Source organism: Aquirufa antheringensis (genome assembly GCF_004307425.1).
In the GTDB taxonomy this organism is placed as follows: domain Bacteria; phylum Bacteroidota; class Bacteroidia; order Cytophagales; family Spirosomataceae; genus Aquirufa; species Aquirufa antheringensis.
This window is the reverse complement of record NZ_SEWZ01000003.1, coordinates 600,530-625,632: the sequence shown is the minus strand read 5'-3', so window position 1 is coordinate 625,632 and position 25,103 is coordinate 600,530. Positions and strand designations below refer to the sequence as shown.

Here is a 25,103-nt window from a genome sequence, read left to right as displayed (position 1 = left end):
CGCATTCGTGCGCGACGCTTTCATTCTGTTGTAAGATCTTATGAGACAGCTAAAAATTAGCAAACAAATTACCAACAGGGAAAGTCAATCTCTAGATAAATACCTTCAAGAGATCGGTAAAGTCGATTTATTGACTCCGGATGAAGAGGTAATTCTCGCGCAGAAAATCCGTGATGGAGATCAATTGTCTTTAGAGCGTTTAACAAAAGCGAACCTTCGTTTCGTGGTATCCGTTGCAAAACAATACCAAAACCAAGGTCTTAGCTTAGGTGACTTAATTAATGAAGGAAACTTAGGTTTGATCAAAGCTGCACAACGTTTTGATGAAACTCGTGGATTTAAATTTATCTCCTACGCGGTTTGGTGGATTCGTCAATCGATCCTTCAGGCTTTAGCAGAGCAGTCGCGTATCGTACGTTTGCCTTTGAACAGAGTAGGTTCTTTGAACAAGATTTCAAAAACATTCTCTGAATTAGAGCAAAAATTCGAGCGTGAGCCTTCACCAGAAGAATTAGCAGAGGTTTTAGAGATCTCAACTGGTGAAGTAGTAGATACCTTGAAAATTTCAGGTCGTCATGTTTCTATGGATGCACCTTTCGTTCAAGGAGAAGAAAACTCGCTATTAGACGTATTAGAGAATGATTCTGAAGACAAGCCAGATTCTGGTTTGATCAACGATTCCCTTCGTCGTGAGGTACAACGCGCTTTATCTACCTTAACTCAACGTGAGGCGGATGTGGTTACCTTGTATTTCGGCTTAAATGGCGAACATGCAATGACTTTAGAAGAGATCGGCGAGAAATTTAATTTAACGCGTGAGCGTGTAAGACAAATTAAAGAGAAAGCGATCCGTCGTTTACGACACACTTCTCGAAGCAAAGCACTAAAAACATATCTTGGATAATTTTTGAAAGCCTCTTATGAGGCTTTTTTTTGCTATGGCATTTCCAAAAGGCATCATCGAACTAGTGGACTCTTTATACCAACAAGGTGTAAATGAGGCGGTTATATGCCCGGGATCCCGAAATGCCCCCTTAATGATTGCCTTAACCCGCCACGGCGGTTTCAAATGCTACTCCATAGCAGATGAACGTTCGGCTGGATTTTTTGGCCTAGGTATCGCCCTGAAAACAGAACGTCCTGTCGTTATTTGCTGTACCTCAGGTTCTGCCGGATTAAATTTTGCTCCTGCTGTAGTCGAAGCCTTCTTCCAAGAAGTTCCGCTAATTGTTTTAACAGCAGATCGTCCCAAGGAATGGATCGGACAATGGGATGGACAGACGATCTACCAAGAAAACCTATTTGGGAAACACGCAAAAGCCTTTTTTGACTTTGAAACGGATGATTGCACTTCTGCACCATTGACGGCTATGGCGGAACCGAAAGGTCCTGTGCAGATTAATGTGCCGATAAGTGAGCCGTTTTATCCGGAGCCAGGTTTCATTTTGGAAAATAGCTCAGCTATTTTCCAAAATGAAACACTAGCAAAGCACAAAGCACAAAGCACAAAGAATAAAGTTGACTTTGCCTATTTCAACCAAGCTATCGCTTCTGCAGAGAAAATTCTCGTTACCGTAGGTCAAATGGAAGATAATTCGATCTTCGAAACGCTTTCCGCTTATGGGATTCCTGTAATAGGCGATGCGACGTCTAATTGTGGCAGTACGATTGCACACGATTTACTCTTAGCTGACGAATCCGTATGGCCAGCTTTGCAACCTGATTTGCACATTCACTTCGGTAAATCCTTTGTTTCCAAGCGAATTAAGCAGTTTTTACGCACTCACAAGCCGAAGCAATCGTGGCTCATTCATCCGAATCCGATCGGAAGACCGGATCCCTTCTTGTGTTTGACTCACGTGGTAAATACGGATTCAAATAGCTTTATGGAAGGTGCCGAGTGGAGTTCGAAAACTTGGAATAGCTGGAATTCAGCCAAAATTGACTCTAAGCAAACCGAGTTTTTTGCTAATCCCAGTTGGACGGAATTACATCTGTATAACCAAGTAACCGAAGCGATTGAACAAAAGGAGGCTGAAGTTCATATTGCTAACTCATTAGCTGTCAGATACATTAACTGGACTTTGGCAAAATTCATAAAAACCGAAGTTTACTCTAATCGAGGTACTTCTGGAATTGATGGATGCCTAAGTACAGCCGTAGGTGCCGCTCAAAAAACGGACAAATTATGCATCTCCATTATTGGGGATGTGGCCTTTCAATACGATCGCAATGCCCTTTGGAATCACTACATTCCAGCAAATTTGCGCATCATCGTCTTTAATAATGGGGGTGGGGGTATTTTCCGCAATCTAGATGGAGCGAAAGACCTGCCAGAACTGGATGAGTTTATGGAAACGCGTCAAGGGTTTACCGCTGAAAATACAGCCAAGGACGCAGGAATAAACTATTTTTCTGCTTCGAACCCAAGTGAATTAGACCTTAACGCATTTCTTCACAACCAAGGCCCTGCGCTGTTAGAAATTCACACGAATTCGATCGAAAACGCGGCAGAATTGAAAAAGTATATGGCCTTATTTAAGGCTTGATTTAGCCTGAATTTTGGCCCAATTCTTTAGATACAACTCATTTTTAGGATCTTTTTCTAACGCCTTCTTGACATAAGAAGCGGCTAAATCCCATTGCATTCGCTGAATAGCGAGGTAACCCAGGTTATTATTGAGCAAATCAGTGTATTTACCTGATTTTAATGCTTTCTTGAAAACCGCTTCCGCTAAATCTATTTCATTCATCTCCTGTAATACGACGCCCTTATTAATCAACGTTTCTACTGATGTAGAATCTAGTGCCAATGAACGTTCGTATGAAGACAAAGAACCTGATAAATCAGCTTTTTGAAGCAAAATATCCCCTTTTAATGTCCAATTAGCGGCAGAATCAGGAAAAATTTTAACTAATAATTCTACTGCGGTTGCGGCTTGCTCTGATTGTTGCAAGGTTTGCAGCATTTCGGCCTTCTTAAAGAGGGCAGGAGCGAATTTTACATCTAATTCCGTCGCCTTCGTAAAGTCCGCTAAAGCCTCGTCATTCTTTTCTAAGATTTGGTACACTAAACCCCGATTGTAATAGGCATCTGAGAAATCTGGACGTATTTCGATCGCTTCTGAATACCATTTAATCGCTTCGTGGTATTCTTTTTCTTTCCATTTCGCATTTCCACGCAAAAAGAAGGCGCTTGATTCACGTTTCTCTTCTTCAGAAGAAGTGGAACAACTCAAAAGGAACAAAGAGGCAAAAAAGAATAGTAGGTATTTCATCGATCTAAAAGAAAGTTCAATTTAAATAATTCAAATTTCATTCGCATCTTTGTAGCTTAATTAAATGTAAAATTATGGCATACGCAGAAATGTTAACCGATAAAGGGTTAATGAAAATCGAATTCTACACAGAGGATGCACCTATCCACGTTAAAAACTTCATCGACTTAGCTGAAAAAGGCTTTTATGATGGAATTACTTTTCACCGCGTCATCAATGATTTCGTGATCCAAGGAGGTTGTCCAGACGGAACTGGAGCAGGTGGCCCAGGCTACACGATTCCTTGCGAATTAACAGGAAACAACCAGTTCCACGATCGTGGCGTTTTATCGATGGCTCACCGTGGACCTAACACAGGTGGTTCTCAATTCTTTATCTGCCACTCTCGTAACAATACGGCACACTTAGATCGTAAACACACGTGTTTTGGTAAAGTAGTAGAAGGATTAGACGTAATCGATTTAGTACGTGAAGGAGATAAAATCCAAAGCGTTAAAATCATTCAAGACTAATGCATTTTATCAAGGAAATAAGCCATCCACAGATGCGAATCTCCCTTTTTGAGTGGAATTCGAAATACATCGTGAAATTTGAGACTCCGCATCTAGAGCAGAGCTATAAGTATTCAGTGATGGACTTTTCTTCCCAAAATGAAATAGAGGAGCTGGTATCCAGCTCCTCCTTTCAAGATTTCGTCTTACAGACCTTTAAAAATATGTATGCCGAAATGGCCAAACAGGCTGATTAATTCCCGCCTAACCATTTATGGCGTAATTTCAATTGCGCTTCTGTCGGTGTAGCCTCTGATTCAATTACAAAAGACTTTAATGGTGTTTGTTGTACGGCCACTAAGAACGTACGCTCCATTCCATCTCTTTTAACAGAGAACACTAACGAGTCCCCCGGTTTCTTATCCGCTAACAATTTATCGATTCCTGGGAAGTCAGCCCCATTCACTTTCAATACTTCATCACCTACGTTCAAGCCAGCCACATAAGCTGCTCCACCTTTGTATACCGAAGTAACACGTCCAGCAACAATACCAACTCCTATGTAAGGAACCGTTTTGGTTACATTTGCATCCGAAAATTGATAGCCAAAAGCCTTGAACATTGAAGCATAAGCTGGGGTCTTCACCCCATAAATATGGGTTTTAAAGAACTCAGCCGCTGATGCACCTGCCACTTTAGAGAACGCATCCTCTAATTCTTGATCCGTAAATCCGCGACCTGCTTTTAGGTAATAGGTTTGGTATAAGAACTTAAATACATCATCTAAGCATTTCGTGCCCTTCGATTGCTGAATGATCCACATGTTTAAAACGCCACCTAATAAAGAACCTTTGTCATAATATGAGACAGAAGCATTACGGGAGTTTTCATTGGGGCGGTAATACTTAATCCACGCATCCCAGCTCGATTCAGCCGCAGATTCCACTTGATTACCCGGTGTATTCTCTACACCCGCAATTTCATCGCCTAACGCCTTTATGTACTCGGTAGTCGAAACCATACCAGTACGTTGATTAATCACATCTGCATAATAGCTCGTAATGCCTTCTGAGAACCATAAATTATGGGTATAGTTCTCATTTTCATAGTCAAATGGCCCTAGTGCTTTGGGACGAATACGCTTAACATTCCAAAGATGGAAATACTCATGCGCTAACAAATTCATAATTCCTTGGTAGCCCTTTGTCGTTTCATAATTTGAACGAGTTACCTGACAAGTCGTTGAATACAAGTGCTCTAGACCGCCACCACCGCGATTTAAGTTGTGAATGATAAACAAATAATGATCGCAAGGATGTTCGCCCACTACTTTCTGCGCTTCTTCCGCCATCTTCTGCACATCTGCTAAAAATTTAACTGAATCCACTTTAGCGGGGCCGTAAAAGGCAATTTGATGCGGAATATTGTTCACTTTGAAGTCCCAAACCTTGTGATTCCCAATCTCGATAGGGGAGTCAATCAATTCATCTAAGTTCTTCGCCACGAAATTAAATCCACCCACATTTTTCATGGCAGTAGAAACTTTTTTGAAGTCTTTGTGCGGGACAATCGTCAATTCCTGAGGCTGAGCTGCAAATTTAGGGGCATACATCAATACACTTGCCGGGTTAATATAGCCATGTGCATCATCTAAGAAAGAAGTGCGAACAGACATTTCATACGCATAGACGCGATAATGCACAGAAACTTGCTTTAATCCTGGGCTTAGAGCGATGCGCCAGGTATTTTTGCTAATCTTCGAAATAGCGACTTTAGATCCATTTGATTCAGCGCTAACCGATTCTACGTTTTTCGCAAATTCTCGAATTAAATAGGAGCCAGGCGTCCAGGCTGCCATTTTAAGATCGAAGTAGGAGGTCTCTTTACTGACATCCACCGTCGTTTTCACCTCAAAATAGTGAGAGAAAGGTTCAGGCATGCTGATTTCATGTTTAATCGGTCCGGCAAAACAGCCAAAAGACAGGATAACACTAAGGAATAGTAGTTTTAAATTCATTTTGATTTTTGTTGAGAAATAGATTTCAGTAAAATTATAAAAATCAGCCGTATAGTCTAGCATATGCTATTTTTTTCCAAATAATTCTAAATGACGGGACAATTAATTCACATAAAAATCGTATTATTGTTTAGTCGTGACTATTGACAATAAACCTATGGTATTTAAATCTTCCTTTTACTGCCTCGTCCTATTTTTATCCCTTCATTTCTCCTCTTTTGCGCAGCAATCTCTGGCTTTTGAGAGTAATCAGATACATTATAGTTTAGGCAAAGAGTATTTTGAGGCACAAAACTATGTCGCAGCCCGCGAAGAATTCGCGAACTTTTTAGGCAGACAAACGGATGCAAATAAGAGTGAAGTGATTTTGGCAGAATACTACCAAGTATTGTGTGCGCTTTATTTAAATCAACCCGAAATCGATGTCTTAGGCTATCATTTCAGCTTAAATCACCCGAATTCACCACAGAGTAATTTATTATTTAGAAAAATAGGTTTGTATTTCTATGATGTAGCTAACTATGCAAAAGCGATACGCTACCTCGAAAATTCGTCTTTAGGAAACGTAGAAGCCCGTTATAAACTAGGCGTTGCCTATTTTGAGAATAAAGATTTCGATAATGCCCTTGCCTTATTCAATGAAGTAAAAACGGACCCAGACGAAGAATATGCCTTCTCTGCGGCCTATTACGCAGGTGTCATTCATTACCAACAAAAGAATTACCTTGAAGCGATTGCAGACTTCAAAAAATCCAATGGCCATTCGAAATACCGCAAAGATTTACCTTATTGGTTGATTTCATCGTATCAACAAACGGCACAATGGGATGAACTATTGAAATATGCGGAGCCAATCATTTCAACTCACCCCGATTTAGCCCTGTTAGTAGCAGAGGTTCAATTTAAGAAAGGCCTATTTGCAAAGGCAGCGAAGAGTTTCAGCGATTACTTAAAGGAGCATAAAAACGAAGCGGCTACATACAAGAAAGGCTTCGCACTCTATTCCATCGATAAATACGAAGACGCGATTCAAACCATCAGCGGATTATTAAAATCAGATTCACTAGGTCAGAAAGCCTACTATTTACAAGGTTTAGCGCAGTTAAAGTTGGGTAAAAAAACGGAGGCGGCAGAATCCTTTAATCAATCAGGCGCTCTTGCTTTTGATCCTAATCAACAAGAAGAAGCCCAATTCAAGTCCATCAGCATTGCTATTGACCTAGGAAATTGGCTGAAAGGATTGAAGTCGATTGCGCAATTTAGCAAAACCTATCCATCCAGTTCCTTTACAGCTGCTTACCAAAGTTTCGCTGCAGATGCTATCCTTAAATTGCCTGAATTAGCTCCAGCCACCGATTTTATGAAATCTGGAGTACCCGTTTCAGATGAATTGAAAGTGGCTTACCAGACGTTAACGTATAATCTGGGCATCAAGGCCTACAATAAAGAACAATACAAAGAGGCCATTTCCTACTTTGACAAAGCAATTTCACAAGGCGCTAATCAAAATGTAACGGATGAGGCAGCGTTTGGAAAGGCGGAATGTCTATCTCAATTGAAAGACTTTGAGGCTGCCATTTTAGTCTATAAACCCTTGCTTTCAGGCAAGCATTCGGCTGATTTTTTACAAAGAAACCGCATTGGGATTGCCTATGCCTATTTCTCCGTGAAGGATTTCACGAATGCAAATACCTATTTCAAGACCTATGTAGATCAATTAAAAGCGAATCCATCTAGTAAAGCAAATGCAAATGCCGTTCTACGTTTAGCTGACACTTATTTAGTAGCTAAAAATTACACAGAGGCCTTGAGCTATTACAACCAGGCCATTGAAAATGCGAAGACGGAGAAGGATTATGCGATGTACCAAAAAGGAATCACGCTAGTCTACCTTGAACGCGATGCAGAAGCGAAAGCGACGTTCCAGGCTTTGAAAAAGTCATTCCCTAATACGAAATTTGGTGATGATGCGAGTTTCCAAGAAAACTTAATTTCCTTCCGTACAGGTAAATATGCAGAAGCGATTGCTGGCTTCACTGATTTAATTAACAATCAACCGAATAGTCCCTATTACGCTGAATCCATCTTAAAAAGAGCGCAATCGTATTCTAACTCGAAGCAACCAGAGAAGGCCATTACAGATTACAAGGTAGTGATCGAGAAATACTCGAAAGAGGCTTTCGCGAAAGATGCGGTCGCCGGTTTACAAGAGGAATTGAATGAAGTAGGTCGTCCAGAAGAGATGAGCGCTTATTTGAGCATCTATCAAAGCGGTAGCCTAAACGAAGAGGAGAAGACTGATTTAGAGTACCAAGCGGCGAAAGGAATCTATTTAGGGGAGAAATACGATAAGGCAATCGAGCCTTTGAAGAAATTCGTGGAGCATTTCCCAGCGGATGAACGCGTTTCAGAAGTGACCTATTTAATCGCAGATGCGGCTAACCGCTCGAATAACAAAGCTTTGGCTTTCCAATTCTACAAAAAGGTCATCGAACAAAATGTACACCCATCATTGAATTCGGTCATTACGAAGGTGGCTGATATTGAATTTGATTCTGCAGCCTATAGAGAAGCTATCGGCCACTACCGACTATTGAAGGAGAAAGGAGTCGATTCGACTGTTATTCAACGTTCAAACAAGCGGATTTTAGAGTCCTTCATTCAATTAAAAGAGCTTGATTCAGCTATGATTGCTTATGCGGATTACCACACGCTTGCTGTAAAAGAAGCTGAAGGTTTAGAAGAAGCGGCAGTTAAATACTTAGATATCATTCAATTGAATAATGCGAAAGGTAATTATGCCACTTCAAATGAGATGATTTTAGACAAATTCAGAAATGAATTTGCAGAGGTTTCTGATGCGACGCTAGGGAAGGCCTATTTGATTTTGGCCAAAAACCTATACGAATTAAAAAACCTCGCTCAGGCGAAAGCTACCTTAAAATCCATTATTGATAATTCAGAGGACAAAGAAAGCGTAGAAGCTGCTAAAGCCCTTTTGAAAACCTATTTCCCTAAATAATGCATATGAGATTCCCATCCAAAATCGTTTTAGCGTCCTCTTTCAGCCTGATTTCCATCCTAAGTTTTGGTCAACAGAAAAAGGAAGGTACTATCCAAAATGAAGAATTTGTCACGGAAAAAGTGCGTAAAATTGAGGTACAGCCCACAATGAGTCGTTCATTTGAGGCCTTGAATGAAATTCCGGACTACAGCAAAGACCATAAAGTTGATTTTAATTTTGACCTTTCTAAGCCGCAATCCCTCGTTTTACCCGGCATTCAAACGAATGTCTTAGGACCTAGAACAGGAGAGGAGCTAAAGTCCCCTTATGCCTCGAAGGCAAAAAACTCCATTAAAATCGGAGCTGGTAATTATGGCCATACCTTATTGAATGGACATTTTGGCTATAATCCTACGGCTAAAGAATTGCGTGGTTTGTACATCAATCACGACGCAAACTCGATTGGACCCACAGATAATGCCTTTTCAAGTCGCTCAGAAAATGAAGTGAAAATTTACAGCCAATCCCTTTGGTCTAAAGCCTTATTGAAAGGTTCAGTGGATTACCGCCGTATCGCGACGAATTTTTACGGCAAAGAAAGCATACCTGCGAACACGCCAGAAGATGCGTTTGGGGTACGTTACGATCAGATTAAGTTCAATGGCGATGTCTACAGCCAAACAGAAGGCAAGAAATTCTCCTACCAGGCTGGCACCGAATTCTCCTCTTTAGCCGGAAATTTAGCCCCTAAAGAGTGGATGTCAACTTCTTACGTAAAGGCAAATTATGCGATTTCGGAAGGATTATCGCTTCGCATCAATGGAGATGCCATCTTATCCAATTTTACGAGCAATACGTCAACTAATCGCAATTTCTTCCGTTTGAAACCAAGTTTATCTTATGATGTTTTACCTCGTTTAAATCTGCAAGCGGGCATTAATGCGGTACAAGAGGAAGAATTGAGCATTTACCCAAGCGTTCAAGTTCGCTTTCGTGCAAATGACTTCATTCGCTTGTTCGCTGGATTTGAAGGAGATACCCAGTTTAACTCTTATCACAGTAACTTGTTAACCAACCCTTGGCTTTCTCAATCCATCACCTTACAAAATACCCAACAAAAATGGGCGGTATCGGGAGGTTTAACGGGAACAAACGAGCGCAATGTATCTTATGAATTGAAAGCTACGTATGGAGAATATGCTAAAATGGCCTTCTTCACAGCTTCAGCAGCGGACCTGTCGCAATTTGATATCCAATATTCTACTGCAGATGCAGCTGTTTCAGTACTTTCCCTACAGGCAAACGTGAAGATGACTGTCACGGATAAAATCCAGTCAGACATACAAGTAGATTATACGAATTACGGAAACCTAGGTAATTTCTTGTACGCTTACCACCGTCCTAATATCCAGATCGCTTGGAGAAATACCATTGCAGTGCTTCCTAAATTCAAAATTTCACCGGAAATCTATTATCTAGGAGGTCTTTATGGCTTCAATCCGAGAACTCAAAAGGCGACGACTTTAGATAACATCGTGGATATCAATGTAAAAGGGGAGTATGCGATTACAGAGAAATTGACGGCTACTTTATCCGCAAATAATATAGTAGGAAAAAATTACCAGCGATATTTATTTTATCCAACACAAGGTTTTAACTTTACAGCAACTCTCGCATATTCATTTTAAGAATGACTGAATTTTATACCTTTCTCGAGCACTTACTCTACGATCACGAATGTGTGATTATTCCACAATTTGGTGGATTCGTAGTGAATGCACAAGATTTTCAGTTCAATGCTCAAGAAGGTAAGATTTATCCGAAGAGAAAGTGCGTTGCTTTCAACGAGAAGCTAAAAACAGATGATCGTTTCTTAACGACAGAATGGGCTAAAAAGAAGTCCATCTCACAAAAAGAGGCTTCCATTGAAATAACAGCCATTTCTAAGGAATTAAAATCCCAAATATCCACTCAAGGCTATTTGACTATAGGAGAATTAGGAGCGTTTACCTTGAATTCAGAAAACCGCTTATCTTTCTCTCCAAATCCTGATTTTAATGCGGATTTATCCGTTTTCGGACTATTTCCAGTGGGCTTAGGACACGCATTACCTAAAGAGAAGAAAACGGTATTGGAAGAAGCGCCGGTGGCAGAAGATCTTCCAAGCTATACGCCAGAACCTTCCCCAATCAAGGTCAGCAGATCCGCTTACGTTTATGCGCTAATGGCCTTTATTATAGGGGGAATAGGAGCATTTTTCCTGACAGAACCCGCTGGTAATCAATCGCAGAGTTCGTTAAATCCGATCAAAATCGAGAAAAAAGTGGCCACTCCTGTAGCCGTTGCGGAACCTGCGGTTCCAACGCCAGTGCAAGTAGATACTGTTCAGAAAGAAGTGATTGCTACCCCCGCTTCAGTAGAGGCACCTGCAGATCAAGAGGTGATTTATTTAGTCGCGGCGAGTTTTCAATCCTTAACACAAGCCGAAAAAGGACTTAAGGAGTTCAAATCACGCGGTTTCGATCAAGCAGAGATTATACTTAAGAACGAGCAGACGAAATTTTACCGTATTAGTTTAGGCACAGAGCATTCGATGGATGCGGGTTATGCCAGAGCTAGTGAATTGAAAGCGTCCAAGAAAGTAGACATTTGGGTGTATAAGGCGCTATAAGATATGAACCAACGCATCGAACAACAAGCAATAGAACGCAAAAACCAACGGAAAGCTTTGGCCATCACGATCGTGATTCAAGGTTTGCTGTTCTTGTTGTTTTGGTATGCAAAGATTTGGTCCGCAGAAGAAATGAAGCTGGAATTGCCTGAGCCTGGATTCGAAGTGAATTACGGAACAGATGACGAGGGCGGAGGAAATGTCCAATCTTATAATCAAGCGAGTGATTTACCGAATAACGACGAATCACAACCAGCGGAAAAAGAAACCGAAGTAGCCTCTGTTACGAAAGCGAAACCGACACCTAGCTCGAAAGAAACGGTGATTTCATCCGTGGTTAAAAGCCCAGTTAGTATTTCAGAGAATACAAAAAAGACTACTACCGTTTCAACGAAGCCGACACCAGAACCAGTCGAAAAAATCGATGAGGGTGCATTATTCAAAAAGAAAACAACCAGTAACGGTACTCGAGGCACCAATCCGAATCCAGGAGGAAATTCCAATGGACCAGATGCTGGAAAAATAGGGGATAAAGGTAGCCCGAACGGAAAAATCAACAATTCGACGAATTACTCCGGTAATGGCGGAAGCGGAGAGGGTTCTGGATCCTCTTCTGTGAATATTGCTGGCTGGAGAATCGCTAATCGTCCGAATGTCAAAGATGATACAGGTGAAACGGGTATGATTCGATTCACAATCAAAATCGATGAAGACGGAAATATCATCAAATTAGTGATTGCGGAGAATTCATTCTCTAACTCTTTGGCACAGAAATATAAAAGAGCCATCGAAAAATCTAAATTTATCAAAACGTCTTCAGGCCCAAGCCCGAAAGAGGCGACCGGGTCTATCACCTTCCGCGTAGGAGAAAGATAGGCATCTGATGAATTATTCCGAGTCCATTTCCTTTTTATATGCACAATTGCCGGTATTTCACCGGGAAGGGGCCAAAGCCTACAAACCTGGTTTAGGCAATATTGAAGCACTTTGTAATCTCATGGGGCAACCGCAGGATTCATTTAAGTCCTTGCATATTGCAGGTACGAATGGAAAGGGGAGTTCCTCCCATTTTATGGCCTCTATTCTTCAGGAACATGGTTACAAGGTGGGATTATATACTTCACCACACCTGCATTCCTTTACAGAGCGGATTAAAATAAATGGTATTCAGGTCGCAGAAGAATGGGTGGCTGATTTTGTCACGAACCATCAAAATCTGATTGAAACTGTGCGCCCGTCTTTTTTTGAATGGACCGTCATTATGGCCTTCACCTATTTCAAGGAACAGCAGGTCGATTATGCAATCATTGAAACGGGCTTAGGCGGTCGATTGGATTCAACGAATATCATTTCACCTTTGGCTTGCCTGATCACGAACATCAGTTTTGACCACCAAGATTTATTGGGGGATACGTTGGAAAAAATTGCATCAGAAAAGGCTGGAATCATTAAATCTCTGATTCCGGTTACGATCAGTGAAAAACAGCCAGAAACGTCTGAGGTTTTTCTAGCCAAAGCTACCTCCGTAAATGCCCCTTTACAATTTGCTTCAGATATTATTAGCGCTGTAGATTTCACTTTCACAAGCCCCACTTGGGGTGAAATGAAAGTAAATAGCCCTTATAAAGGTCATTACCAGCAAAAAAACATACGTGGTGTTTGGGCTTGGTGCGAGCAGATTCAATCCATCATTCCCCTAGAAGCTGTAAAAATCAAATCCGGAATCGAGCGAACCCGATTAAATACGGGTTTACAAGGCAGATGGGAAATTTTAGGCGAAAGCCCTAAAATCATTGCGGACACTGGGCATAACAAAAGTGGCATAACAGAGATTATGCAGCAAATAAAACAGGAAGGTTTCGATCATTTGACCATTATTCTAGGGATGGTCGCAGATAAGGACATCAATTCGGTCCTATCCTTATTTCCGACAGAGGCCAGCTACTATTTTTCCCAAGCAAATAACCCGAGAGCGATCTCCGCTTTAGAACTTCAAAAATTAGCAGCAACTAAAGGACTGAATGGCAAAGTCGTTCCTTCCGTAAACGACGCCATTGCCCTGGCAAAATTAAATTCAAAACCTTCAGATGGAATTCTTATCTGTGGATCCACCTATCTCGTAGGAGAAATTACCTTTTAATTCGCGTACCCTTGAGCAGAAGAAAAACAGCCAAATACAATTTAGCCATCGCCTTAGACAATGTCATCCAAAGTCCGAAACCCATTTTCGGAACATTAGCGGGCAAATGGAAATCGGATTACTTTAAAAACGACAGCTCATTAGTTTTAGAACTGGGCTGTGGCAGAGGAGAATACACCAATGGCCTAGGTAAACTATTCCCCGATATGAATTTCATTGGGGTGGATGTCAAAGGAGATCGTTTAGCGCAAGGAGGGAGAGCTGCGAGAGAACTTGAATTAACAAACACAGCCTTTCTGCGTATCCATATGCAAGAGATAGACGAACAGTTTGGAGAAAATGAGGTCGATGAAATTTGGATTACTTTTCCGGACCCACGTCTTCGAGATCGCGATGAGAAACGCCGCCTCACTTTTCATACCTTTCTTAACCGCTACAAGAAAATCTTGAAGCCCGGCGGAATTCTTCACCTAAAAACAGATTCCTTGCCTTTCTTCGAATTTTCTGAGGGCTCGCTAGCAGAAAATGGATGGGACGTCATCGTCAAGACGAATGATCTATACACATCCGAATGGATGGACGATCACTTTGGAATCAAAACACGCTTCGAGGAGATGTTCTACGAAAAAGGATTTAACATCAATTACCTCAGAGCTATAAATTCGAAATAAAAAAAGCCTCTCAGATCGAGAGGCTTTTTCATTTATATCAAATTGGTTGATTAACCTACGCGAGCGATCAAATCTGCTGCACGAGATGAATAACCAAATTCGTTATCATACCAACCTACTACCTTCACTAAGTTACCCATCGCTGTTGTTAACTTAGAATCTAAGATACAAGAGTGTTGGTTTCCGATGATATCGATAGAAACGATTTCATCTGTCGTGAATTCTAAGATACCTTTCATTGGGCCATCAGCAGCAGCTTTCAAAGCAGCGTTGATTTCCGCAACCGTTGCGTCTTTCTTCAATACTACCGTGAAATCAGTAACTGATCCATCTGGAGTAGGAACACGCATCGCGTTACCATCTAATTTACCTTTCAAATGAGGTAAAACTAAACCTACCGCTTTAGCAGCACCTGTAGATGTAGGGATGATAGAATAAGCTGCAGCACGAGAACGACGTAAATCGGAGTGAGGTGCATCTTGTAAGTTTTGATCCGCTGTATAAGCGTGAACGGTAGTCATGAATCCTTTTTCGATTCCAAAAGCATCATCTAATACTTTAGCCATTGGAGCTAAACAGTTAGTTGTACAAGATGCGTTTGAGATAATCGTCATATCATCTGTCAATGTATCATCATTAACACCTAAAACGACTGTAGGAATATCACCTTTAGCAGGAGCGGAGATAATTACTTTACGAGCACCAGCCACTAAGTGTTGACCAGCACCTTCTTGATCGATGAAACGACCAGTAGATTCTAAAACAACATCGATTCCTAAAGCACCCCAAGGTAATTGCTTAGGATCACGTTCTGCAAAAGCCTTAATCACGTTACCATTAACAGTAATGCTGTCTGCATCAGAAGTAACAGTACCATTAAAACGACCATGAACTGAATCATACTTTAGTAAGTGTACCAAAGTAGCATTGTCAGTTAAATCGTTAATAGCAACGATTTCCACATTTTCTTTTTCCAATAAACGACGGAAAGTAAGTCGACCGATACGACCAAAACCATTAATAGCAACTTTAATTTTTTTCATTGAATAAATTAATTTGATTTCATACAAAGACCAAATATAGCATTTAAAATGTATTATTCCAAGAGCAATAGGATAAAATAAACCCAATTAAACGTTTACAAGGCCTATTTTACAAAAGTAAATCACTCATTTTTAATTTAGCATTATTGCTAATTAAATACTTTTGCAGAAAAAATTACTCGGATACGTTTTTTATCCAAAAGTTTTTCGCATATTTACATAAGAAACAAACGCTCCAGATCGATGGGGTAGGAGAGTGACAGAATGTCACTTGTCTTTTTAGCTAATTTTCTAGCGTAATTTACCGAAATATAATTTTGTGCCGAAGCATAACTAACTGATAATCATATAAATGACTTATTAAAGTTCAAGTTAAATTTATTTCTATTTTTCAGGCATTTTGCCTATTCATAGCCAGTAGATACCGATTTTATTTCCACCGTTCTGGAGAAGACAAGCCTTTTTTGATTAATTTGCATCTTCATTTATTGCATATCATTTTTATGAATTCATTAGAAAAAACTATTGTAGCTGCCTGGGACAACCCGGAGCTTCGTTCGAAGGCTGAAACCATCGAGGCGATTGAAAAAGTCGTAGACTTAGTGGATAAAGGAGAATTGCGTACCGCAGAACCTAAAGCTGATGGTAGCTGGCAAGTGAACGAATGGGTAAAGAAAGCGATCGTGATGTATTTCCCTATTCGCCAAATGGCCGTTTCAGAAGTGGGTATCTTCGAATTCCACGATAAAATGAAGTTGAAATCTAATTACAAAGAACTGGGTGTTCGTGTTGTTCCTCCTGCAGTAGCCCGTTATGGCGCATTCTTAGCGAAAGGGACGATCTTAATGCCTTCTTATGTAAATATTGGTGCCTATGTGGATGAAGGAACTATGGTAGACACGTGGGCTACGGTTGGATCTTGCGCTCAAATTGGTAAACATGTACACTTAAGTGGTGGAGTAGGTATCGGTGGCGTATTAGAACCACCTCAAGCTTCTCCTGTCATCATTGAAGACGGCGCCTTTATTGGTTCTCGTTGTATCGTGGTGGAAGGTGCACATATTGGTAAAAAAGCCGTTTTAGGCGCTGGAGTTACGATAACAGGCTCTTCTAAGATCATCGATGTATCAGGCCCAGAGCCCGTTGAATACATTGGTTATGTACCAGAAAACTCAGTAGTCATTCCCGGTAGCATACAAAAGAGTTTTGCAGCAGGAACGTATGGCGTACCTTGCGCCTTAATCATTGGTAAAAGAAAAGAAAGTACAGACTTAAAAACATCGCTTAATCAAGCATTAAGAGAGAACAACGTAGTCGTTTAGTTAATAACAAGAATAAATGCCCGGTTCACAGCCGGGCTTTTTTTATGGAAAATGAATTGAAAATTGGTGAATACAATCACCTTCGTATTATCAAAGAAGTACCTTTTGGCCTCTATTTAGATGGTTACGAAGATGAAATCCTTTTACCCTTGCAATACGTTCCAGAAACGTATGAAATCGATTCATCGATTGATGTATTTATCTACCGTGACTCGGAAGATCGCATCATCGCCACCACCTTAAAACCCTACGCCACTATTAAGCAATTCGCTTATTTGGAGGTTAAATCAGTTACTCCATTAGGTGTATTCCTAGAATGGGGATTAGCAAAAGACTTATTTGTTCCCTTTAGTCAACAGTATCAAAAAATGGTGGTAGGGAAATTCTACCTCGTTTATATATACCTCGATGCACAAACAGATCGCATCGTCGCATCAGCTAGAATAGAAAACTTCTTACCCGCCTTCATAGAAGATGAGGAGAATCGTTTTGCAGCTGGTACAAAAATAGAAGCAGTTCCATTTGAATACACTGACTTAGGCATTAAATGCTTAGTTGACAATTGTAAAATCGGAATGCTGTTCAAAAATGAAATATTTGCAAATGTGATATTAGGCAGAAGTACATTTGTATACATCGAGAACTTACGCGAAGACGGGCGCCTGGATTTACGTTTGGAACCGGTAGGACGTATACGTTTAGATGCGCAAGTAGAGAAAGTATTACAAGCAATTAAAGATAACAAAGGTGTTCTATATCTACACGATAAAAGCCCAGCCGAAGATATCTACGATCAGTTAGGTATGTCTAAAAAGGACTTCAAAAAAGCGATTGGAGGATTATACAAAAGTAAACTGATTGCATTGCATTCTGATTGTGTGTCACTTTTGTAAACTATCACTTATTACTCAAATTTCAATTTGTAAACTTGATTAGATTGTTTAAATTTGTAACATATTAATCAAGTTTACAAAAATGAATCTAAGCGCAAAAATAGAATTGTTAATTCAGGCTAAGAAGTTAAGTGCCTCTCAGTTTGCAGATACCTTAGGAATTCCTCGCAGTAGTATTTCTCATATTCTATCGGGCAGAAATAAGCCTAGCTTAGATGTTGTACAAAAGATTCTCATCGCTTTCCCTGAAATCCCCGCGGAGGAGTTATTAGATGATAAACGGGATTTATCTATTTCGGCACCCGCTCCTAAAACAGCTCCTTCTCCGATCGCTTCCACTCCATCACTTTTTGATGCTGTTACACCTAGCGCTCCAGAATCGCTTAGAAATAGTTTACCTGAACAAACGATCGTACAATCGAATCTCAGACGCCCTAGAGAAAGTAGCCCTAAAGCAAGTCAACCTGTGGTGGCAGCTCCCACGACTACTACTCATCTCGCTAAAAAGATTGAACGCGTCCTTATTTTTTATACAGATGGTACTTTCTCTGAAAGTAAACCCGTGTAAACAAAATGAGAATTGTGAACAAATAGTAGACTTATCCACATATTGCTCTTGAGTTATCCACAAGTTATCCACACTTGTGCACAATTGTATTTTCGATATTCTGGTTCTGAACCTTATTGCTTCCCCCGCATTAATTGATTAATTTTATTCTATTAATCATTTATATGGAAAAATTAGACTCATTAAACCAGGTAGCACAATTTCATCACACCTTTGGAGCCCCTGTCGTTGCTCAACCGGCTATTCCAGCTATCGAACGTTGCAATCTGCGTGTAAGCCTTTTAGCAGAAGAATTAGACGAATTAAAAGAAGCGATAGCGGCGAACGATTTAGTGGAGGTTGCTGATGCACTTTGTGATCTTCAATATGTTTTATCCGGAGCTGTTTTGGAGTTTGGAATGGGTGAAAAATTCGTCGAATTATTTAATGAAGTACAGCGTTCGAATATGTCCAAAGCCTGTGCATCCTTAGAAGAAGCAGAATATACCGTGAAATTTTACAAAGATAAAGATGGTACAGAAGCGGAGATAAAGGAAGAAAACGGTGTTTGGAAAGTGTACCGTAAGGCTGATAATAAAGTATTAAAGTCCATTAATTACTCTCCAGCGGACTTGAAATCCATCCTAAAATGATCAAAATACTCCTCATAGAAGACGAACCTAAAACTGTTCAATCCCTGAAACAAGGATTAGAAGAGAACAGCTATGAGGTTGAAGTGGCCTATGACGGAACTATCGCGAAGCAATTAGCCTTGCGAAATAATTACTCCTTGATTGTATCGGACATCATTATTCCGGGCATCAATGGCCTTGAATTATGTAAACAGTTGAGAGCAGAGGGAATTCAGACGCCCATTTTAATGCTGACAGCCTTGAGTACAACGGACGACAAGCTGCTTGGTTTTGATGCTGGTGCAGATGATTATCTGGGCAAACCCTTTGATTTTAAGGAGTTTTTGGCACGTATCAAGGCCCTATTAAAACGTTCATCACAAACCCAATTAGATGCGCAAGTGCTGAAATTCGCTGATTTAGAGATGGATCTCATCAGTAAATTAGTCACGCGCTCTGGGCAATCCATCAATTTGACTTCCAAAGAGTTTCAATTATTGGAGTACTTTCTAAGAAACCAAGAAATGGTGATTTCGAAGGCTCAAATAGCCGAGAATATTTGGGAAGTAGAGGATGAAAATAGCTCGAATTTGATCGAAGTTTATGTCAATTACTTACGTAAAAAGGTAGATAAAGGCTTTGCAAGTAAGTTGATTCACACTCAATTTGGCAGAGGTTATATCCTTAAAAACGAATAATTATGCAGATTAGATCCAGGCTGACCTACCAGTTTACCTACCTCGTGTCTGCGATTTTATTCGTATCCTATTTCATCATCTACATTTTCACGCAAGAGAATTACAAAGACAAATTTTATAGCCGTTTACGCCAAAAAGCGAACACTACGGCCCAACTATTGGTCAATGTAAACCAAGTAGACTCCAAATTAATGGGGATCATCGGGCAAACGAACCGCGATTTACTATTCCGGGAGAGCATTTTGGTCTACGATTTATGCAACGAGCGTATCTACGCATCGAATGACAGCATCAATCTTCATATCGATGTTGATCTCATTAAACAAGTCCGCCAAAAGCAAGAAATCACCTTCCAACGGGAAGATATCGAGGTTTTAGGGACCGTTTTCGCCACTCCACAGGGTCGTTTAGTCGTCTTTGCGGGGGCAGTGGATCAATATTCGGCAGAGAATGCCAAAGATTTAAAGAACATCCTCATCGCCTTATTTCTCTTATTTATCCTTATTGTAGTACTATCAGGCTGGTTTTTTGCCGGTCAAGCAGTCAATCCGATCTCTGAAGTTATCCAACAAGTTGATAAATTATCACCCAAACGCCTGGAAGAACGTCTCAAATCGCCTGATTTTGAGGACGAAATAGGGAAGATGGTGTCCACGGTCAACCGCTTACTAGAACGTATTGAGAACGCCTTTAAATTGCAAAAGACCTTTATTGCGAACGTTTCGCATGAATTGAAAAATCCTTTGACAAAAATATCCTCTCAATTAGAAGTGAGTTTATTAAAGGAAAGAGAATCAGGTGACTACAAAAAAACGATCAGCTCAGTCTTAGAAGATACCCAAGAATTAGCTGCCATCACGGAATCCTTATTAGAGTTAAACAAATTAAGCTTATCTGACAGCCAGGCAGGCTTTCATGAATGGAGAATCGATGAAATTCTTTGGGAAGCAAGAAGTCTAACCCAAAAACTAAACTCCGCCTATAAAGTCAGCATCGACACTTCACATATGCCGGAAGATGAGGAAATGCTATTAATCAAGGCAGATGACAAACTAATCTTAACGGCCCTTAAGAATTTAATGGAGAATGCTTGTAAATTCAGCCCGTCAAATTCGGCACAAGTTAGCTTCAAGAACTCCGGAAATTCCATCCAAATTTTCGTCAGAAACGAAGGAAAAGGCATCCCAGCGAACGATTTACCTTATATCTTCCAACCGTTCTTTAGAGGCGAAAATACGGCTTCTTCCAAGGGATACGGTATCGGATTATCCCTCGTTGAACGCATCGTTCAATTACACAATGGCCAAATATCGGTGGTTTCGGTACCGGATTCCTATACGGAGTTTACAGTGACATTTCAGGTCAGTAACCAGTAGTCAGTGGACAGTAGTCAGGAAATAGATTAGAAGAGTATAGAGTATAGATGAATTAACATACAGTTTACTGGATACTGATTACTGGATACTGATTTGTTATATAATTTATATTATGTTAAATAGATTGTAAACCACAAGAAAAGGGCCACCTATTTCTAAGTGACCCTTTCCACAATAATCTAGTGACTATTATTTATCTAACTCAGCTAATTTAGCCTCATCTTTCAATTCACGATAGACTTGCTTTAAAATTTCTTTCAAGTCTTCGTCTTTCTTTACTTTATAACCACGCTCGAAATACGGTAAAGCTTCGTTGTATTTAACCGCTAATTTAGCTTCTAAATCCTTACCAGTCTTCTTGTATTCGTTCATATCCATACTGTTTACTTGACGCTTAATTTCAACGGCATCATTGTAGTAGTATGCACCCATTTGGTATAAAGCGTCATAATTCGTTGGATCAACTTCTAACGCTTTCGTATAGTAATTAGGTAAATTAGTACGAATTTCCTTCACTTTAGCTGTTAATTCATCAATTTTAGCTTTGTTTGCTGCGGCATCCCCTGCTGCAGCTTCTGCGGCTGCTTTCTCTGTTTGGATCCCTTTTTGAACCTCAACTAAATCCTTTACTTTAGTTTCTAGGCTCGCTACTTGGCTGTTTACAGATGCTTTCGCCTTAGGTGTTGTGGCTGTTTTTAACTTCGCTTTCGTACGCTTCACTTCGTCTTGGAAAGCAGAAATTTGATCATTTTGAGCTACTAAACGGCGATCTGCCTCCTGTACTTTGAATGATTTGTCTTGAATCTTTCTAATCTCCTCATTCAAACCAGAAACCTTATTTTCGTATAATAAACCTAAGTTTAACCAAGAAATACCGTCTTTAGGATCGTTAGCCGTCGTTTGAGTCAATTGAACAATCGCTTGATCGATGCGGTTGAATGCAATTAACATATTGAACCTCTCCCCTTTCAAATCTTTGTTTGAAGGATAAATAGCGATGGCTTTTTCGATCAAACCGATCGCCTTGTCCTCTTCTTTGTTGTTTTTGTAGATTTGAGATAAACCGTACAAGATAGCTAAGTCTTTTCCTCCAATAGTCAAATACTTCTCGTAAGCCGCTTGTGCTATTTTATCTTCTTGGCAAAGTTGAGCCGTCACACCTGTGTACATCGCTGTAATCGTGTCATTAGGAGCTACTTCAGAAGCTTTTGCCATATAACGTAGAGAAGCTTTGTAATCTTTCCCTTGGTATTTCACCACACCCATATTTAAAAAGGCATTAGAGAATTTCTTGTCAACCATCATTTGGTCAGCTTCTTTTGCTACAGAACCTTTTTTACCTTCTTTCGTATCTAATTTGATCGCCTCATTAGCATATTCCAACGCTTGGAAAGCTGCTTCTGGGTTAGTTAATGCGAAAGTAGAATCTGGAAAAGAAGCTAAATCCAAATAAGCTTGTGAACGAGTCAACCATAAACGAGCCTTTGTAGGGGCCTTTTTAACGTCTTCGTCAGATTTTTTGATCGCTTCGCTGATGTTTTTCTTTTGTGCATCAACTAGTGCTTTTTCTGCTTGGCCAAATGAAGCATTCATCGCCAAAGCCACCGTAAACAGGGATAAAAGTAGTTTTTTCATTGTTTTATTTAATTAAAAAATAGCCCAGACTTTCGTCTGGGCTCAGGTATTATTCTTCAGTTACTTCTTCTGAGGCTGCTTCAGATGCGGTCTCCTCCCCTCCTTCTGGAGCTTCAGTAACGGCATTTGTTGTATCCACTACTCCTTCTGTTAACTCAGCACCCTCTAAAACCTCAACCTCTTCCGGCTCCGGCTCTTTTTCGATCTTCGTTACAGATGAAATCTCATCAGATTCATTTTTCAAGCGAATTAATTTAACCCCTTGTGTATTACGTCCCATCACGCGAAGTTCTGCAACGCTTGTACGGATTAAGATACCCGCTTTAGTAATAATCATCAAGTCATTGTTATCATTCACCTCTTTGATAGCGACTAGATTACCCGTTTTCTCCGTGATATTCAAGGCTTTAACCCCTTTACCACCGCGGTTAGTTAAACGGTAATCCTCTACTTCAGAACGCTTACCAAATCCTTTCTCCGATACCACTAACAATTGTTGTACCTCTGGATCAGATACACAAACCATTCCGATTACTTTCTCCGTTGGAATATCCTCATCGATCCAAATACCTTTCACACCAGCGGCAGAACGTCCCATTGGGCGAACGCGTGTCTCTTCGAAACGAACAGAACGGCCTGTATTAGTAGCAATAACAATTTGGTTATTACCATTTGTTAAGGCAACGTCTAATAGACGGTCTCCCTCGCGGATGGTGATGGCGATGATACCATTTTGACGTGGACGAGAATACGCCTCTAACGACGTTTTCTTGATCGTACCGTCTTCTGTACACATCACAATAAAGTTATTATCAATATAATCTGGATCAGAAATCGACTTCACATTGATCACGGCTCTAATGGTGTCACCGTTCTCGATGTTCATCAAGTTTTGGATAGGACGACCTTTCGATACTTTCGATCCTTCAGGAACCGCATAAACACGTAACCAGAAGCATTTACCGCGCTCTGTGAAGAACAATAACCAGTTGTGCATCGTTGCAGAGAACAAATGCTCCGTGTAATCGTCATCTTTCGTTGCAACAGCACGAGAACCTACGCCACCACGTGATTGTGAACGGTATTCTGTGATCGGTGTACGTTTGATATAACCTTGTGCAGAAACGGTGATTAACATTTCGTCATCCGCGATCATATCCTCTACCGAGAATTCTTCATCCGTCATGTTGATTTGCGTTCTACGCTCATCACCATAACGTTGCTTAATATCTGTTAATTCGTCTTTGATGATCTGTAATTGACGCTCTGGTTTGGCCAAAATATCTTCCAAATCTTCGATCAACTTCATAATCTCCGCAAACTCATTCATAATCTTCTCACGCTCCATACCGGTTAAGCGTTGTAAACGCATCTCCAGGATAGCCTTCGATTGAAGTTCAGACAAGTTGAATTTAGACATTAAGCCCTCTTGAGCCGAATTCGGATCTTTCGACTCACGGATTAACTTAATTACCGCATCTAGATTATCTAGGGCAATAATGAAGCCTTCCAAAATATGTGCACGCTTACGCGCCTCACGCAAATCGTATTGTGTACGACGTACGATAATCTCATTTCTATGCTCTACGAAGTGGTGAATCAAGTCTTTTAGATTCAACATCATCGGTCGACCTTTTACTAAGGCTACGTTATTCACCGAGAACGATGATTGTAAAGCCGTATGCTTGTACAGGTTGTTCAATACGACATTCGCTACCGCATCACGCTTTAAATCGAATACGATACGCATCCCTTGACGGTCAGACTCATCGCGAATCTCAGAAATACCTTCGATCTTTTTATCGTTCACTAAATCAGCACATTGCTTGATTAAGGAAGCCTTATTGACCATATATGGAATCTCCGAAACGACGATCTGCTCTTTACCCGTTTTAGACGTATCAAAAGTAGCGTTTCCACGCACCACAATACGACCTCTACCTGTCTCGAATGCATTGCGAATACCCTGAACGCCATAAATCGTACCTCCCGTAGGGAAATCTGGCGCCTTGATGTATTGCATTAACTCCAGAATCGTGATATCGCGGTTATCGATATAAGCAGAAATACCATCTACCACCTCATTCAGGTTGTGTGGCGCCATATTAGTCGCCATACCTACTGCGATACCCGAAGTACCGTTCAGTAATAGATTAGGAATCTTAGCTGGTAAAACCGTAGGCTCTTCTAGGGAATCATCGAAGTTAGGTTGAAAATCAACCGTTTCTTTGTTCAAATCAGAAAGCAACTCATCCGCAATTCGCTTTAAACGAGCCTCCGTATAACGCATCGCTGCCGGAGAATCACCATCCACGGATCCAAAGTTACCCTGACCATCCACTAACGGATAACGCAAAGACCAATCTTGGGCCATACGCACCATCGTGTCATACACAGATGAATCACCGTGTGGGTGATACTTACCCAGCACCTCACCCACAATACGAGCAGACTTTTTATAGGATTTGTTGTAACTAACCCCCAGTTCCTCCATTCCGAATAAAACCCTTCTGTGAACTGGCTTCAACCCATCACGTACGTCTGGAAGCGCACGAGACACAATTACTGACATCGAATAATCGATGTACGCCCCTCTCATTTCATCTTCGATGTTGATAGGGATAACATTGCTTTGTAATGACATAAAAACTGTTTTGATTCAAGAGAAAAACACAGCGAAAAGCG

At 40.6% G+C, this 25,103-nt stretch carries 21 protein-coding genes; 16 read left to right on the top strand and 5 right to left on the bottom strand.

The genetic code is table 11. The features are described 5' to 3' along the window. The first annotated feature begins 40 nt into the window (after window positions 1-40). Both EWU21_RS08510 and menD read left to right on the top strand, forming a co-directional pair. Complete coding sequence (locus EWU21_RS08510) at window positions 41-904, top strand: sigma-70 family RNA polymerase sigma factor (RefSeq protein ID WP_109323139.1); 864 nt, start codon at window positions 41-43, stop codon at window positions 902-904. Between the two features lie 34 nt (window positions 905-938). After that, complete coding sequence (menD, locus tag EWU21_RS08505) at window positions 939-2,549, top strand: 2-succinyl-5-enolpyruvyl-6-hydroxy-3-cyclohexene-1-carboxylic-acid synthase (RefSeq protein ID WP_161566499.1); 1,611 nt, start codon at window positions 939-941, stop codon at window positions 2,547-2,549. Here menD and EWU21_RS08500 read toward each other — a convergent pair. After that, window positions 2,535-3,278: a tetratricopeptide repeat protein gene (locus EWU21_RS08500; RefSeq protein ID WP_130896458.1), complete on the bottom strand. Its 744-nt coding sequence runs from the start codon at window positions 3,276-3,278 to the stop codon at window positions 2,535-2,537. The two genes, menD and EWU21_RS08500, sit on opposite strands and share 15 nt — an antisense overlap. 74 nt (window positions 3,279-3,352) lie before the next feature. Here EWU21_RS08500 and EWU21_RS08495 point away from each other — a divergent pair, with 74 nt between their 5' ends. Together EWU21_RS08495 and EWU21_RS08490 are read left to right on the top strand one after the other, a co-directional pair. Beyond that, window positions 3,353-3,790, top strand: a complete 438-nt coding sequence (locus EWU21_RS08495; protein WP_130896456.1) for a peptidylprolyl isomerase — start codon at window positions 3,353-3,355, stop codon at window positions 3,788-3,790. Further along, window positions 3,790-4,026: a hypothetical protein gene (locus tag EWU21_RS08490; RefSeq protein WP_130896454.1), complete on the top strand. Its 237-nt coding sequence runs from the start codon at window positions 3,790-3,792 to the stop codon at window positions 4,024-4,026. Before EWU21_RS08495 ends, EWU21_RS08490 begins: the two co-directional genes overlap by 1 nt. Here EWU21_RS08490 and EWU21_RS08485 read toward each other — a convergent pair. Next, window positions 4,023-5,786 carry a M61 family metallopeptidase gene (locus EWU21_RS08485; protein ID WP_161566498.1) on the bottom strand — a complete coding sequence of 588 codons (1,764 nt, stop codon included), beginning with the start codon at window positions 5,784-5,786 and terminating at the stop codon, window positions 4,023-4,025. The genes EWU21_RS08490 and EWU21_RS08485 overlap by 4 nt on opposite strands. A 157-nt stretch (window positions 5,787-5,943) precedes the next feature. Between EWU21_RS08485 and EWU21_RS08480 the strand changes: the two genes are divergently transcribed. The 6 genes from EWU21_RS08480 to trmB are packed head-to-tail and all read left to right on the top strand — an operon-like array spanning window position 5,944 to window position 14,272. Beyond that, complete coding sequence (locus tag EWU21_RS08480) at window positions 5,944-8,808, top strand: tetratricopeptide repeat protein (protein ID WP_130896450.1); 2,865 nt, start codon at window positions 5,944-5,946, stop codon at window positions 8,806-8,808. Window positions 8,809-8,813: 5 nt separating this feature from the next. After that, window positions 8,814-10,478 (top strand): TonB-dependent receptor, encoded by a 1,665-nt coding sequence (locus EWU21_RS08475; RefSeq protein ID WP_130896448.1) that lies wholly within the window; start codon window positions 8,814-8,816, stop codon window positions 10,476-10,478. A 2-nt stretch (window positions 10,479-10,480) separates the two neighbouring features. Continuing rightward, window positions 10,481-11,461: an HU domain-containing protein gene (locus tag EWU21_RS08470; protein WP_130896447.1), complete on the top strand. Its 981-nt coding sequence runs from the start codon at window positions 10,481-10,483 to the stop codon at window positions 11,459-11,461. A gap of 3 nt (window positions 11,462-11,464) precedes the next feature. Continuing rightward, entirely contained in the window at window positions 11,465-12,337 is an 873-nt protein-coding gene (locus EWU21_RS08465) for a hypothetical protein (RefSeq protein WP_130896445.1), read from the top strand. Between the two features lie 7 nt (window positions 12,338-12,344). Continuing rightward, window positions 12,345-13,601 carry a bifunctional folylpolyglutamate synthase/dihydrofolate synthase gene (locus EWU21_RS08460; protein WP_130896443.1) on the top strand — a complete coding sequence of 419 codons (1,257 nt, stop codon included), beginning with the start codon at window positions 12,345-12,347 and terminating at the stop codon, window positions 13,599-13,601. 11 nt (window positions 13,602-13,612) lie between these two features. Next, entirely contained in the window at window positions 13,613-14,272 is a 660-nt protein-coding gene (gene trmB, locus EWU21_RS08455) for a tRNA (guanosine(46)-N7)-methyltransferase TrmB (protein WP_130896441.1), read from the top strand. A 50-nt stretch (window positions 14,273-14,322) separates the two neighbouring features. Here the strand turns inward: trmB and gap are convergent, their stop codons facing one another. After that, window positions 14,323-15,315, bottom strand: a complete 993-nt coding sequence (gene gap, locus EWU21_RS08450) for a type I glyceraldehyde-3-phosphate dehydrogenase (protein ID WP_130896439.1) — start codon at window positions 15,313-15,315, stop codon at window positions 14,323-14,325. A gap of 503 nt (window positions 15,316-15,818) precedes the next feature. Between gap and EWU21_RS08445 the strand changes: the two genes are divergently transcribed. The 6 genes from EWU21_RS08445 to EWU21_RS08420 all read left to right on the top strand — a co-directional run bounded on the left by EWU21_RS08445 (window position 15,819) and on the right by EWU21_RS08420 (window position 20,783). After that, the gene (locus EWU21_RS08445; RefSeq protein ID WP_130896437.1) at window positions 15,819-16,637 is read left to right on the top strand and encodes a 2,3,4,5-tetrahydropyridine-2,6-dicarboxylate N-succinyltransferase; all 819 of its coding nucleotides are present in this window, start codon (window positions 15,819-15,821) and stop codon (window positions 16,635-16,637) included. Between the two features lie 44 nt (window positions 16,638-16,681). Continuing rightward, entirely contained in the window at window positions 16,682-17,530 is an 849-nt protein-coding gene (locus EWU21_RS08440; protein WP_130896435.1) for a CvfB family protein, read from the top strand. 82 nt (window positions 17,531-17,612) lie between these two features. Beyond that, window positions 17,613-18,098 (top strand): helix-turn-helix domain-containing protein, encoded by a 486-nt coding sequence (locus EWU21_RS08435; RefSeq protein WP_130896433.1) that lies wholly within the window; start codon window positions 17,613-17,615, stop codon window positions 18,096-18,098. A 164-nt stretch (window positions 18,099-18,262) separates the two neighbouring features. Then, the gene (locus EWU21_RS08430) at window positions 18,263-18,730 is read left to right on the top strand and encodes a pyrophosphohydrolase domain-containing protein (RefSeq protein ID WP_130896431.1); all 468 of its coding nucleotides are present in this window, start codon (window positions 18,263-18,265) and stop codon (window positions 18,728-18,730) included. Next, window positions 18,730-19,407, top strand: coding sequence for a response regulator transcription factor (locus EWU21_RS08425; protein WP_130896525.1), 678 nt, complete (start codon window positions 18,730-18,732; stop codon window positions 19,405-19,407). The genes EWU21_RS08430 and EWU21_RS08425 overlap by 1 nt, the downstream gene beginning before the upstream one ends. A 2-nt stretch (window positions 19,408-19,409) precedes the next feature. Beyond that, entirely contained in the window at window positions 19,410-20,783 is a 1,374-nt protein-coding gene (locus EWU21_RS08420) for a sensor histidine kinase (protein WP_130896429.1), read from the top strand. 189 nt (window positions 20,784-20,972) lie between these two features. Here EWU21_RS08420 and EWU21_RS08415 read toward each other — a convergent pair whose 3' ends face one another. Further along, the gene (locus EWU21_RS08415) at window positions 20,973-22,418 is read right to left on the bottom strand and encodes a tetratricopeptide repeat protein (protein WP_130896427.1); all 1,446 of its coding nucleotides are present in this window, start codon (window positions 22,416-22,418) and stop codon (window positions 20,973-20,975) included. Between the two features lie 49 nt (window positions 22,419-22,467). Next, the gene (gene gyrA, locus EWU21_RS08410; RefSeq protein ID WP_130896425.1) at window positions 22,468-25,062 is read right to left on the bottom strand and encodes a DNA gyrase subunit A; all 2,595 of its coding nucleotides are present in this window, start codon (window positions 25,060-25,062) and stop codon (window positions 22,468-22,470) included. Window positions 25,063-25,103: the final 41 nt, after the last annotated feature.

What these genes read in the sequence shown, in the direction of transcription:
- EWU21_RS08510 (WP_109323139.1), top strand. Translation starts at nt 41, where the DNA reads ATGAGACAGCTAAAAATTAGCAAACAAATTACCAACAGGGAAAGTCAA.
- EWU21_RS08475 (WP_130896448.1), top strand. Translation starts at nt 8,814, where the DNA reads ATGAGATTCCCATCCAAAATCGTTTTAGCGTCCTCTTTCAGCCTGATT.
- menD (WP_161566499.1), top strand. Translation starts at nt 939, where the DNA reads ATGGCATTTCCAAAAGGCATCATCGAACTAGTGGACTCTTTATACCAA.
- EWU21_RS08435 (WP_130896433.1), top strand. Translation starts at nt 17,613, where the DNA reads ATGAATCTAAGCGCAAAAATAGAATTGTTAATTCAGGCTAAGAAGTTA.
- EWU21_RS08470 (WP_130896447.1), top strand. Translation starts at nt 10,481, where the DNA reads ATGACTGAATTTTATACCTTTCTCGAGCACTTACTCTACGATCACGAA.
- gyrA (WP_130896425.1), bottom strand. Translation starts at nt 25,062, where the DNA reads ATGTCATTACAAAGCAATGTTATCCCTATCAACATCGAAGATGAAATG.
- EWU21_RS08465 (WP_130896445.1), top strand. Translation starts at nt 11,465, where the DNA reads ATGAACCAACGCATCGAACAACAAGCAATAGAACGCAAAAACCAACGG.
- EWU21_RS08420 (WP_130896429.1), top strand. Translation starts at nt 19,410, where the DNA reads ATGCAGATTAGATCCAGGCTGACCTACCAGTTTACCTACCTCGTGTCT.
- EWU21_RS08415 (WP_130896427.1), bottom strand. Translation starts at nt 22,418, where the DNA reads ATGAAAAAACTACTTTTATCCCTGTTTACGGTGGCTTTGGCGATGAAT.
- EWU21_RS08430 (WP_130896431.1), top strand. Translation starts at nt 18,263, where the DNA reads ATGGAAAAATTAGACTCATTAAACCAGGTAGCACAATTTCATCACACC.
- EWU21_RS08485 (WP_161566498.1), bottom strand. Translation starts at nt 5,786, where the DNA reads ATGAATTTAAAACTACTATTCCTTAGTGTTATCCTGTCTTTTGGCTGT.
- EWU21_RS08490 (WP_130896454.1), top strand. Translation starts at nt 3,790, where the DNA reads ATGCATTTTATCAAGGAAATAAGCCATCCACAGATGCGAATCTCCCTT.
- EWU21_RS08460 (WP_130896443.1), top strand. Translation starts at nt 12,345, where the DNA reads ATGAATTATTCCGAGTCCATTTCCTTTTTATATGCACAATTGCCGGTA.
- EWU21_RS08440 (WP_130896435.1), top strand. Translation starts at nt 16,682, where the DNA reads ATGGAAAATGAATTGAAAATTGGTGAATACAATCACCTTCGTATTATC.
- EWU21_RS08495 (WP_130896456.1), top strand. Translation starts at nt 3,353, where the DNA reads ATGGCATACGCAGAAATGTTAACCGATAAAGGGTTAATGAAAATCGAA.
- EWU21_RS08445 (WP_130896437.1), top strand. Translation starts at nt 15,819, where the DNA reads ATGAATTCATTAGAAAAAACTATTGTAGCTGCCTGGGACAACCCGGAG.
- EWU21_RS08500 (WP_130896458.1), bottom strand. Translation starts at nt 3,278, where the DNA reads ATGAAATACCTACTATTCTTTTTTGCCTCTTTGTTCCTTTTGAGTTGT.
- EWU21_RS08480 (WP_130896450.1), top strand. Translation starts at nt 5,944, where the DNA reads ATGGTATTTAAATCTTCCTTTTACTGCCTCGTCCTATTTTTATCCCTT.
- gap (WP_130896439.1), bottom strand. Translation starts at nt 15,315, where the DNA reads ATGAAAAAAATTAAAGTTGCTATTAATGGTTTTGGTCGTATCGGTCGA.